Origin of the sequence: Vibrio pacinii DSM 19139, from assembly GCF_000711795.1 — a bacterium.
GTDB classification, from domain to species: domain Bacteria; phylum Pseudomonadota; class Gammaproteobacteria; order Enterobacterales; family Vibrionaceae; genus Vibrio; species Vibrio pacinii.
Map to the genome: position 1 here is coordinate 165,904 of NZ_JONH01000002.1, position 11,766 is coordinate 177,669.

Sequence of the window (11,766 nt, forward strand, 5' to 3'; positions counted from 1 at the left end):
TGGGGCAACGTCATGTTACCCCATTTATGCTCCGCTAGACATTCTAGGCAAGTTACATGGTGACTTGTATCTGGACTCCTGATTCACAAGCAAAATCATGATCATGGCTTACGAGAATAAAACCACCGCGATAATCACATAGAGCCTGTGCCAGCATTATTTTCGAGTCTAGGTCGAGATGGTTATCTGGCTCATCGAGTAGTAACAAAGGTTGCTCAGGCTGATGACTGACAATAAGCATGGCTAACTTCATCTTCTCCCCGCCGCTAAGCATGCTGCCAAGACGAAATACACTGTCACGACGAAAACCAATACCTGCGAGTAATGTTCTGGCATCACTCTCTTTGATACCGCGGCACTGTTGTATCAAGTTATCTAGTATCGATAATTTCGCTCGAATGACACCAAAATTCTGGTCAAGATAATACAATGGCGTATTCAGTTGCAGCTCCCCTTGCTGAAGCGAAATCTCTCCCAATAGTGTTTTCAGCAGGGTTGATTTACCACTACCATTGTTACCTGTGAGATGTATCTTATCATTGGCATATACTTGCAGTGAGATAGGCTTAGTAGGACCAAAAGGCAATACAGCTTCAAACATTGAAATCACTTTGCGTAAGCGGCTTGGGTTGTGTTCCAAGTGAAGCTTTTGTCCTTTCAGTTGTTCTTTTCTTGTCTTCAATAACTGCTCTTTATCAAGTAAGTGAGCTTGACGACGTTGCTCGTTTTTATTGCGATTAGAAGCGCGAGCGGTCGCTTTATCTTTTTTGCCATCAAGTAGGATTTTGGGCTGACTCCCCTCTTTGCGTAATTTAATGCCTTGTGCGGCTCTCTGATCGGCCTTTTCACGGTTTCTCTGAGCTTGCATTTCCAACTTTTTCCTCTGCTTATCTACGCTGGCAAGTTGTCGATCTACTGCTTGTAACTCGGTACGTTTTTGTTCGGTATAGAAATCGTAACTCCCACCAAACACTTGTAACCCAAGTCCAGAAAGCTCCCAAATTTCTTCCATTTCACGCAGTAACACTCGGTCATGGCTAATAAGTAAAATCGCACCTTTGAACGCTCGCATTGATTCAAGTAACCACTGCCTTGCATCAACATCAAGATGATTGGAGGGCTCATCTAAAATCAGTAACTCAACCTCACTCTCAAACAACTGCCACAGTTGTAATCGCGCTAATTGTCCACCACTGAGTTGAGTGCAAGGAAAATCTGCATCTGGTGGTAAGCCGATCTCTTCAAGTTGCTGAGTAAGTAATATCGGCAAACCCCATTGCTCGCCGATTACATCAAACCAATGCTGTGAACAATCACCTGATTCAACCTGCTTTATCGCTTCAAGCACTTGCTCTTTACCCAAGAACTGGGCAATAGAAAGTTCGCCAGATAACAACTGAGATGGTTGCTGGCGATATACCGAGAATGAATTAGGTAACGTGACAGTTCCACTCGATGGCGTTTTTTCACCACTTAAAATCGCCGCAAATATCGATTTACCAACACCATTGCGACCAACCAGTCCAATACGATTCTTAATCATGGAACATGATAATTGTTGAAACAGGATCTCGCCGTTATCAAATTGATGACTAATATTGTGGGCCTGTAATACTGGCATACTTTGCCTCCTGTATGACAGGGACAACAGCCGCAGCTAGACAGTTAACAAAGATGAAATCAATGCAAATACGCACGCTTATCTGAGCGATTAAAGTAACCAAAATGTACTTGTAAAGAAATATCGGAGAGTGAGCTACGCCTACTAACCCTGTAAGTCCAAAAAAATGAAAAATGGATGACAGGCTTAGTTGTTCATGTTGGCGTAATCTCCTGAAGAAGTGATAGGCAAATACTAGTTTATTCATTCTCGTATAGTCAAGATTCACAGTACTACTAGCAACTAGTCTGCGGATAATTTTGATTAGAGAATGCTTGTTTTAATAGCTTGCTAGTACAAGATTATTTTATGACCTGATGACCTTGATTGATGCGTCACAGGAATTGCATGTGTATGAGTGGCGAGGCACTGAAGAATGTACAAGCCTAGACAGTGCCTAGGCTTAAACTGATATTAGAGCTAAATACCATTATATAATTATCTAACTTAATTTAAGCTATCAATAAGAACAGTCTCGTGAGCAGCACATGCGCCGAGAATGTTACCAAGATAGTAGCCTATCGTTAGTTGCTCGCCAGCGTACAGGCTATCTACCTCAAACTCGCAATAGCCCGCATATTGACTTAATTCCATTCTATGGAATCCAGCCGGTGCGATCTCGTTACCAGTGATATCATATAAGCATAATGTATCGCCATTAACCTTGGGATTCATTCCCTCGAGAAGGCTGTACTGAACTTTTAATTTAAAGCCCGTTTGTGTTTGACTAATAGGCTCGACCAAAGACATAGAACAGTTTAAAGGAGCAACCACCGATCCATGGTTTAAGTGGTTGTAAGAACAAATCGTACGCTCAGGATCACTTCCGACACAAAGTGCAACAGTGTATTCACCTGATAGGAAGTTGCAGCTTGGAACTTCCACCTCAATGTGGCCCTCAAGTGACGCAACAACATTATGCTGAGTATAAATAGGAGCACGTCCAACAGGACTGGTTAGACCACCAAATACCGCAATCGAATAATTTTTGAAAGTGACACCTTCCAACGTTTTAGTTACTGAAGTGGCATAGTTGATACTTAATTTACTTGGTGAAGACTTGTTGATCTCAATATTGTTGATACGACTTGATACCTGATTAACTACACTAAAGCTCATAATATTTCCCTTTACAATGTGATTAGAAGCGGTGCTGTCTTACACTCGCAATATGAATATAGGTTCATATTTTGGAGCCACAAATAAATTTCACGTTGAATAAGAACTATCCAACACGATTGCGATCGTTTCCGCACAATGCAGGGTTTATAATGAGTATGAGATGAATACCAATTGCTCTACTGTCGCTAGCACTGATTGAGCGCAAAAGGGTTTCGACATAAAAAGGGAGCTGACTTTCGCCAGCTCCCTTAATTCAACGCTTGGTTGCTTATTCGTACTCAGAAGCGTACGTCTCTTCGTAAGTATGCGAGTAAAGCTCAAACAGGTTGCCGAACGGGTCTTCTAGGTAAACCATTTTCTGCGGCTTACTGTCATCTTCAGGGTGGTAGCGCATAATATCCATGCGCACTTTACCGCCGAACTGCTCTGTTTTCGCCATCACACCTTCAAAGTCGTCAGTTTCTAAACAGAAGTGGAAAATGCCCAGACGTTTAAAGTCAACTTCATGGCGCTCTGCACGATCTTTCATCTCAAACAACTCGACACCAATGCCATCGGTTGTCACAAGATGGGCAATGTTAAAGCCTTTGAAGCCTTCACCAAAGACCGCAATACACATTCTACCGATCGCCGATTCGCGCTCTTCAACCACCTTAGTGTTACCCATGACGACTTTCAAACCGAGCACCTGAGTGTAAAACTCAACGGCTTTGTCCATATCACCAACTAAGATACCAATATGATTCATTTTCATAATACACTCCTAAAAATTCAGTTTTTGCTGCAATGCTTGTTTCGATGAGGAGAGTATAAGTAGTCCAGATAATTAAATAAAATTATTGATTATTATTAATTTGATAATATTAAATTATCAAATAACACTCTGTTAATTACATTCAGGTGATTGTCTTTATTGGTTTCAACTCATGCTGGCCAGTTTTACATCCACCGATGCATATTGATTACTGAATGTGTGAGTCACCCTGTCAGCGAGTTATTGATTTTCCTCTCAAAGCCGATAAAATCAGACGGCTTTATTAGCAAACGTTTAATTTATTCTCAGGGCGGGGCGCAATTCCCCACCGGCGGTATTCCCCACCAACATATAGGGGTGAGCCCGCGAGCGCTCGATTCGTCGAGGTCAGCAGATCTGGTGCAAACCCAGAGCCGACGGTTATAGTCCGGATGAGAGAGAATGAAAACACACCATCACGCCCTGCGTGCCGTGGTGTATTTCGTTTTGGCTGGGGTTATCTACCCCAGTGCTCATGTATGCCCTGGTTCTGGTGATATTTAGGAGTTAACCATGAATCAGTCATCTCTACTTGCCGAATTTGGCGACCCAATCATTCGCGTTGAAAACGCACTCAATGCATTAAAACAAGGCCGAGGCGTCCTGTTGCTCGACGATGAAGATCGAGAGAACGAAGGCGACATTATTTATTCTGTTGAGTCTTTAACCACGGAACAAATGGCGCTAATGATCCGCGAATGCAGTGGCATTGTTTGTCTTTGTCTACCAGAAGAGCAAGCCGATCGTCTTGAGTTGGTGCCGATGGTTACCAACAATAACAGTGCCAATCAAACCGCATTTACCGTGTCGATTGAAGCAAAAATTGGCGTGACCACTGGCGTCTCTGCGCAAGATCGAGTCACCACGATTAAAACGGCCGCTAACCCAACGGCAAAAGCGTCTGACCTTGCTCGTCCAGGGCATGTATTCCCTCTGCGTGCACGTAAAGGTGGTGTGCTCACTCGTCGAGGTCACACTGAAGGGACTATCGATTTGATGCAAATGGCCGGATTACAACCTGCGGGCGTTTTGTGCGAAGTGACAAACCCAGACGGTAGCATGGCGAAAACCCCAGAGATTATTGCATTTGGCAAACTGCATAATATGCCAGTACTGACGATTGAAGATATGGTCGCGTACCGTCAGCAATACGATTTAAAGCTCGCTTAAAACGATAATTAGCCAAGTGTTCACGGCACTTGGCTGTCATCCTATCTACCTTAGTGTAACTGCCTGTCTCAAAATACTTTCTGTTCTTCGCAACTCTGCCGATCTGTGACTAAGCTTTTAACTTAGCCATACTCCACAATATGAGGGAGCGATGAACAATAAGCACAACGAATCTGATGATTTGATGGCCATCATTGAAGATGACTCAAGGTCAAGTGTCACAACACTTCCCAGCCACAATTGGCGAATCTTGGTTGTGGATGACGACGCTGAAGTTCATCACGCAACCAAATTAGCACTGAAAAATTTGATCATTGAAGATCGTCCGCTTGAACTGATCCATGCGTATTCGGCAGCTCAAGCAGAGCAACTATTGCAGTCTGAAAAAGATATTGGCGTCATCTTGTTGGATGTGGTGATGGAAACCGACACAGCCGGGCTCGATTTGGTTGAAGCCATTCGTGAAAAACTCGACATGCACGCGATCCGAATTATCTTACGTACTGGTCAACCGGGTTATGCTCCCGAAATGGAAACCATCCAACGTTACGATATTAACGACTACCGAACCAAACCCGAGCTAACTCGTATTCGCTTATTTACTATTTTAACCAGTGCTATTCGAGCTTATAAACAGATCCGCAGTCAGCAAATCATGCGTCAGGGGCTTGAGAAAGTCGTCAAAGCCAGCACTGAGTTGGCCAACCTTCATGGAATGCGAATGTTCGCCGAAGGCGCCGTTAAACAAATTAGTGCCATCATCCAAATTGAACCTGATGGGCTGATTTGCGCGCAAGAAAACCTAGATAGTGATGAGTCGTTTTTGAGTCCACAAATTATTGCGGCATCAGGGCGCTACAGCCGATTTGTTCACACCCCGCTCGAAAGTATAGATTCAGAGACGATTCGTCATTCCATTCTGCGTTGTTTGGAGCAAAAGACCAGCCTGTTAGAAAGCGGATTAACGCTCTACTTTTCTACTGAGCAAGGTCGTGGTATCGCAGCTTATGTAGACATTAACCGGCCATTAGAAAGTATTGACCGACACTTACTCGAAGTGTTTTGTGCTAACCTTTCGGTCGGGTTTGATAACGTTATTTTGTACAACCGCCTTGAAGAAAAGGCCTTTAACGATCCTTTGCTCAATATTCCCAACCTTAATAGCTTACGTAATTTTCAATATACTCCCAAACACGACCAAGATTGCGGCCGGCTGGCGTTAATCGATATCGACGACTTTTCTGCCTTCAATGACAGTTTCGGCCACGCCACCGGTGACGGTCTACTTGGTTCAGTGGCCGCTCGCTTACAACATTATTTCCCCAGTTGTTTCTTGGCCCGCGTTGGTAGTGATGTTTTTGCTATGGTTGGTTCAGCCAAAGAGGTGATTAGCGAACAGATCCTATCGCTGTTCGAGCAAAGCCTTTTAGTTGATGAGCAACCATTTAAGATTACCGTTAGCATCGGGCTGGTTGACTTGCCTTGCCAAGACTTTAACTCATCAGCACGTTATAAAGATGCGCAATTGGCCCTCAAACAAGCCAAACTGCATCATCGTGGTTCAACGGTGTGCTTCTCGGCAGGAATGGGCCAAGATGCGCGTGACCGCATGCAATTGCTGACCGAATTAAAACAGGCACTCAATGACCACGCCTTGTTTATGATGTATCAGCCAAAATATAAACTCTCAACCTTAGAGCTAACTGGAGTGGAAGCCTTGCTACGTTGGCGCAACAAAGACGGTCAATTGATTCCACCTGATCAGTTCATTCCCCTCGCAGAACAATCTGGATTGATGGTCAGCATTGGCGCTTTTGTTATCGAACGCACTTGCCAAGAGTTTAAGCAGCTCCAGCAGGCTGGCTATTCTGAGCTCACGATGGCCATTAATGTTTCTCCGGCGCAACTTGAAGAGAGCAATTTTGTACCCTTGCTGCAAAGCGCCTTTCAACGCCATCAAATTAATCCTCACTGCATTGAGCTTGAAATCACCGAGACAGTGGCGGCGAAAAACTTATCTGAAATTTGCCAGGTGCTAGACCAAGTACGCCAGTTAGGCTGTAAGATTGCCATTGATGATTTTGGTACTGGTTTTTCATCTTTAAGTATGTTGCATAGCCTACCCGCGACTCGGCTAAAAATCGATCGAACCTTTGTCGACTCGATAGGCCAGGACGACAGCATCGCCAAAATGATCGTCAACTTGGGCCAAACCTTAGGCATGGAAATCACCGCTGAAGGCATCGAAAACCAGACTCAACTAGAACAACTTAAAGCCTTCCAATGTGAAGAGGGACAAGGTTGGCTGTTCGCAAGAGCCATGGTGATGGACCAGTTGATCCGCTTTGCCAGTACACCACTGGATATTGACTAGGGACGAAGTGCAAGATGAAAGATTCAGGTCACTCCAACGATACTATGTACTCACAAAATTCGGCTCATATGAGCTCAAAAGCGCTGATCACTCGCCACAGATTGATGATTTACGGCGCACTGGTTTTGATTATCTTACTGACCTTGGGCAACGCGCTCTATTTGAGTAAAGAGATTCGAACTCAGGAGGTAAGCAAGCTCCGACATCAAGCACTAGAGACCATGTTGGCGCTCAACAAAACCATCTCTGTTTCTATCAACCATGTTGGAAAAATGCGCAACGCGATAGAAAGCGCCTATCAATATCCAGATCTTACTCCAAGTCAGTCCGCCCTTGAGTTTCTTAGTAAAAACACCCTTGGTTCACCAAAAAATGCGCCGTGGGAAAACCTTCCAGATCAACTTAAAAATCACATTGGTCAGCTTTACGTTCGTTCCAACAGTCGAGATTACTCGTTTGACCAACGCGCTCTACTGACGATGGTTCCTGAAATCGTCGCCACCCACGCCCAGCATAACGATTTCCAGTGGAGTTATTACTACGATGCCAAACAAGCACTGAGCTATCTTTATCCTTGGTTGAGCTATAAAGACTTACTGCAAGCTACCGAAGCGAGTGACATGGACCAAGCACTCGATATTATTTATCAGGCGGGCGGCACCTACCCTCTCGACCTGATTAAGCCTGAAGCCAATCCACAACGTGACCAGGTATGGACCACACCTTACATGGATGCGGGTGGCAAAGGCATGATGATTTCTCTGCTAGCGCCTGTCTATGTTGATGGTGTTTTTGTCGGCGCAGTAGGTACCGATATTACGCTTAAGGTATTAGATACCATTTTGACCGAGCGTCCACTCGATATCGCACGCTTGGTGATTGTCGATGAGCAAGGGTTGGTGATTGGTGATAGTAAGGGCACACTGCAAAACACGACCGAAGCCGTGAAGCAACAAGGCGTGTTGACGTTAGTTGCACAAGGTGAAGCTCATCAAGTGGACCACGCGACCTTACACAGCAGCGCACAAGGTTACTGGAGCTCATATCAACTGCCTAATACCCCTTGGCGATTGGTGTTAGAAATTACTGATGCGCAGTTAGGATCGCACATCTTCACCATTATTATGCCCAACTTAATTATGGCAACCGCTTTCACCTTACTATTGCTATTTGTGGTGCTTTATCAACATTGGAACTTTAGCCAGCCCGCACTCCGATTAGCTCAGTTTGTCGAAGAGTTACCTAGCAACAAAACGCTGGTGCTCCCCGATATTCCAGATAGATGGTCATACTGGTTTGAGCGCGCTGCCAACACAGAAAAAGATCGACGTGACTACCTTGAAAAAACCAAACAACAAACCGAGGATCTCGAGCAACGGGTTGAAGAACGTACTCAAGAGCTCAAACAAGCACTTGATATATTAAAGGCAACCCAAGAAGAATTGGTGCGATCAGAGAAACTCTCAGGACTGGGCTCACTGGTCGCGGGCATTGCCCATGAACTCAATACCCCTATCGGCAATGCGATAGTGGTTGCTAGCAGTTTGAAAGACTTTAACCGAGAGTTTGTCGAATCGACCAAAGAGGGATTGCGCCGGTCGGTGCTCGATAACTATATAGAACAAAGTGGTCAATCCGCGGACAGTATTGAACGTAATCTCAGACGCGCGGCAGAGCTGATTTCAAGCTTCAAACAAGTGGCAGTCGATCAATCCAGTTATCAGCGTCGAACCTTTGAACTTGATGAGATCCTCCACGAACTTAGGATCACCATGTCGCCCAACTTATCACGCAGTAACATCACCTTAAGCGAAGCCTGCCAACACAAAATAAAAATGGATAGTTACCCGGGTCCACTCACTCAAGTGCTGATGAACTTGCTGTCAAATGCCTTAGTACATGCCTTCACCGATCATGAGCAGCGTCAGATTGAAATCAAAGGGTCATTAGAGCAGCAACATGCGGTGATCACCGTCACCGACAATGGGCTAGGAATTGCCAATGAACACCTTAACAAAGTCTTTGATCCTTTCTTTACCACTCGACTTGGCCAAGGAGGCTCAGGCTTAGGGCTAAACATTGTTTACAACTTAGTCACGGGATTACTGGGTGGAGAGATAAAAGTCACCAGTGAATTAGGTCAGGGCTGCCGCTTTACTCTCACTCTGCCTCTTGTTGCGCCAGAGAATGAAAATCCTGACGCTGACGAATCTATCATTGATATCCGCTAGCCAGTCTCGCTCATCTAACCTGTCACTGCGCGCCCAGAGCGGCGCAGTGACAGCTACTGACTCAAGCCCCCTTAAACCGCTGCGTTACGCAAAGGAGTATCAACACGCGTTTTCAATGAAAACACCATTAATAAAATTACCGCCAACGCTGAACCACCAAGTGACACATATAAGGTGCTGTAATAGTTAAACATTTGCGCCACTATGCCAATCGACAAGCTTGAAACCAACATACTCAGACTAAGCATACTGGAAAAAAGCGTCGAAGCTGTGCCCAGTCTATCGCGCATCATATCTTGCAGTACCACCATACCTAGGGTGGCGCAAACACCAATAAAGAAACCATTGAGCAGCTGCGCACCCAGCATGGCGATAAACGAAGTGCTGGTTAACATGATGCAATAAAACACGATACCGCTGACCACCGCCATCGTCATCAGTTTGATGGTGCCGAGTTTCTGTGCCAATTTACCCGCCCATAACATCACTGGAATTTCACACAACGCGCCAGCGCCAAATAGAAAACCAAGCCAGTTAGGGTTAACTTGGAGTTCTTGTGAGAGGTAAAGCGGCATGCTTGTGATATAGAGATTATTGGCCGAAAACGCCGCTACCAACGCCAAGCAGTACAGCGCAATTAGGCCATTGTTGTGACTCGATTGCACAGCTGACGATTGGGACGCTTGATCACCTTGAACTTTAACGCTGTGATTAGGTGAACTAGCATTGGGTAAAAACAGCACGACCACGCCAATACCTACCGTCACTATCGCCGCCGAAACCATAAACGAAGCGTTAAAACCAAAGCTTGCCTTGAGAATAAACGCCAAAGGAGGCCCAAATACCCAAGCGATGGCAATGCCAGCGCGCATAGTCGAAAGAAAGGTGGTGCTGTCACTGGCATGTTTATCAGCGTACTCACGACCTAGCGCAAACAATTGGCCAAAAGACGCCCCACTGACACTACCAAATACGGTGGCAATCATAACCGCCGTCCAATAATCACGCACCACGGTAAAACTGACGACCGTAATTAAATAGCAAAAAAGTGCAGCCAATAAAATCGATTTTCGTGACCAACTGCGGTCTGATTTCGCCGCCAATAGTTGTGAAACAACCACCGAACTTACCACAGACAAAAACATGTATAGGCTCAGCTTAGTTGGTTCTGCGCCTAGCTCTTCAACGATAAATAAACTAGAAAGCGGGTAAAAAAATGCACCACATAAGCCAGCAACAAATGCGGTAAAAACAAACAACATGGCAGTTTTATCTTTGTACATTTTAGCCCCTCTTTTATCGACTATTGAACAATGATTTATTGCCGCTAGTCTAACCAAACTCATTATGATGAAATGATGTTATTCGAGCCAACTCTGATACTAATCATTCAATATATAAGAACTCTTTGACAGAAAAGAAGTAGTAACATTAATCTATCGCCTCATTTAGCTTGGAATTGATATGAAACCATTTATCGAGAATGTGCTCAGCACGCCCAACTACGATTGGCTGGTACGCGACTATCGCTGCCAAGTGAACAAGCAGACGTTCTCTTGCCCTTGGCACTACCACGCTGAGTATGAGTTAGTGCTCTATCTTGATGACGATGATGTTTTTACAGGTCATTACCTAGCGGGCGATGCGATTGGTAAAGTGAGGCGAAATACCCTGTTGTTATACGGCCCAGGTCTACCCCATTTGATTAAAGGCACCATTTCTGCCACCAAAGAAAAAGAGCATCGCTCAATCGTAATATGGTTTAAACAGCATTGGGTTGAAAGATTACAAGCAGCCATTCCAGAAGCCCGTCATCTTAGGCGAGTACTGGAACAGGCCGCATATGGGCTTAAATTTTCTCAAGGCACCGCCGAAACCGTTGCTCAAGCATTAATTAATATTGAAGATTTACCGCGACACCATCAAGCCGTTCGCTTGATGGAGGTGTTAATTCACCTCAGTGATGACCTCAACACCGAAAAGATTTCATCGACACCTTATCGTCTCAACCAATTAACTGACGACAAAGACGCCCATCGAAAAGTCGAGCTGGCGTCACGTTTCATTGAACAAAATTATCATCGTTCGATCAAAATTTCCGATTTGTGCCAGTCGCTCCACCTTAGTGAAAGCTCAGCCTATCGTCTTTTCGAAAAGCATTATGGGGTGAGTTTTTCTGATCATCTTAAACAGTATCGAATCGGTAAGGCGTGTGAGTTACTGGTGAATACCAATAACCCCGTTTCTTTGGTAGCAGAAAAATCAGGATTTCAAAATCTATCCAACTTTAATCGCCAGTTTAGAGCGGTTAAACAAATGACCCCGTCTAAATTTCGTCGTCAGTTCGAGTTGGGCGAACCACTAAAACGAGTCAACCATTGACATGAAAAAGGAGCGCACTGCACTCCTTTGGTTA

Annotated in this window: 8 protein-coding genes and 1 riboswitch; of the genes, 4 read left to right on the top strand and 4 right to left on the bottom strand. The window is 44.8% G+C overall.

Features of this window, described 5'->3' with window-relative positions; all coding sequences use genetic code 11:
- Nucleotides 1-52 precede the first annotated feature (52 nt).
- The 3 genes from BS19_RS02965 to BS19_RS02975 all read right to left on the bottom strand — a co-directional run bounded on the left by BS19_RS02965 (nucleotide 53) and on the right by BS19_RS02975 (nucleotide 3,536).
- A complete protein-coding gene (locus BS19_RS02965) occupies nucleotides 53-1,621 on the bottom strand; it encodes an ATP-binding cassette domain-containing protein (RefSeq protein ID WP_038173237.1) in 1,569 nt (522 codons plus the stop codon).
- A 486-nt stretch (nucleotides 1,622-2,107) separates the two neighbouring features.
- Complete coding sequence (locus BS19_RS02970; protein WP_038173238.1) at nucleotides 2,108-2,779, bottom strand: hypothetical protein; 672 nt, start codon at nucleotides 2,777-2,779, stop codon at nucleotides 2,108-2,110.
- 271 nt (nucleotides 2,780-3,050) lie between these two features.
- Nucleotides 3,051-3,536, bottom strand: coding sequence for a VOC family protein (locus tag BS19_RS02975; RefSeq protein WP_038173239.1), 486 nt, complete (start codon nucleotides 3,534-3,536; stop codon nucleotides 3,051-3,053).
- Nucleotides 3,537-3,833: 297 nt separating this feature from the next.
- A riboswitch (FMN riboswitch) is annotated at nucleotides 3,834-3,983 on the top strand.
- 105 nt (nucleotides 3,984-4,088) lie between these two features.
- Between BS19_RS02975 and ribB the strand changes: the two genes are divergently transcribed.
- From ribB to BS19_RS02990, 3 genes are all read left to right on the top strand, one after another.
- The gene (gene ribB / locus BS19_RS02980; RefSeq protein WP_038173241.1) at nucleotides 4,089-4,745 is read left to right on the top strand and encodes a 3,4-dihydroxy-2-butanone-4-phosphate synthase; all 657 of its coding nucleotides are present in this window, start codon (nucleotides 4,089-4,091) and stop codon (nucleotides 4,743-4,745) included.
- 151 nt (nucleotides 4,746-4,896) lie between these two features.
- Nucleotides 4,897-7,119, top strand: coding sequence for a two-component system response regulator (locus BS19_RS02985; RefSeq protein ID WP_038173242.1), 2,223 nt, complete (start codon nucleotides 4,897-4,899; stop codon nucleotides 7,117-7,119).
- Nucleotides 7,120-7,133: 14 nt separating this feature from the next.
- Nucleotides 7,134-9,350 (top strand): sensor histidine kinase, encoded by a 2,217-nt coding sequence (locus tag BS19_RS02990; protein ID WP_084185928.1) that lies wholly within the window; start codon nucleotides 7,134-7,136, stop codon nucleotides 9,348-9,350.
- Nucleotides 9,351-9,421: 71 nt separating this feature from the next.
- Here BS19_RS02990 and BS19_RS02995 read toward each other — a convergent pair whose 3' ends face one another.
- Entirely contained in the window at nucleotides 9,422-10,633 is a 1,212-nt protein-coding gene (locus BS19_RS02995; protein ID WP_038173243.1) for a sugar efflux transporter, read from the bottom strand.
- Between the two features lie 181 nt (nucleotides 10,634-10,814).
- Between BS19_RS02995 and BS19_RS03000 the strand changes: the two genes are divergently transcribed.
- Entirely contained in the window at nucleotides 10,815-11,732 is a 918-nt protein-coding gene (locus BS19_RS03000; RefSeq protein ID WP_038173244.1) for a helix-turn-helix domain-containing protein, read from the top strand.
- Nucleotides 11,733-11,766: the final 34 nt, after the last annotated feature.